This window comes from Candidatus Accumulibacter vicinus (assembly GCF_000584955.1).
Lineage (GTDB): Bacteria > Pseudomonadota > Gammaproteobacteria > Burkholderiales > Rhodocyclaceae > Accumulibacter > Accumulibacter vicinus.
Window position 1 is genome coordinate 10539 of record NZ_JDSS02000004.1, and the last position, 644, is coordinate 11182.

Genomic DNA, 644 nt, shown 5'->3' on the forward strand with positions numbered 1-644 from the left:
CTGCTCGAACAGGAGCGTCTGCGCAACGCGGTCGCGGCCGGCATGCAAGCAGGACAATCGCTGTTATGGACAGGCGGCGCCCAGTGGCTGCCAGCCGCGTCGACGGTGGCCGGGATCGCTTCGCGGACCCTCCCTCTGCCTGGCCCGAAGGGATCGCCGGGCGAGCGGCCAGTGGCCGAGCAACTGGCGCTGGCCGGCGGGCTGCGATGAAGCGACTCCAGGTCGATTTCGTCGTGCCGTCGCTGTGGCGTCTGCCGGTCGCGGCGCGCGCCCGGCTGCTTCTGGTCGCGCTCGCGCTGCTGACCTTTTTTGCCGGCATGGCGATCACCTGGCAATGGCTGCGACTCGATCGGCAGGTCGAGGCCGCGAATGCCGCACTCGCGCTGGCGCGGCAACAGGTGGCGTTGCAAACGCCGCCAGCGCGCGTGTCGCTGGTCCTCTCCGAGCTGGAGATCATCGCCATCAACAGCGCCATCGGGCAGCTCAATACCCCCTGGCCCGCGCTGCTCGACGCTTTCGAAAGCGTCGCGACTCCCGACACCGCCCTGCTGCAGATTGAACCGGATCACCGCAGGCGACTGGTGAAGGGTCTTGCCGAGGCGAAAGATCATCAACACCTGCTGGCTTACCTGGCGGCGCTCGGG

1 protein-coding gene and 1 pseudogene are annotated in these 644 nt (G+C 68.5%); both read left to right on the forward strand.

Annotation, left to right across the window (positions count from 1 at the left end; all coding sequences use genetic code 11):
* Nucleotides 1-210 (forward strand): annotated as a pseudogene (locus CAPSK01_RS21265) (hypothetical protein); the annotation flags it as partial.
* A partial coding sequence (locus CAPSK01_RS21270) for a hypothetical protein (RefSeq protein ID WP_273702785.1) occupies nucleotides 207-644 on the forward strand: 438 nt, incomplete at its 3' end. The pseudogene CAPSK01_RS21265 and the gene CAPSK01_RS21270, both read left to right, overlap by 4 nt.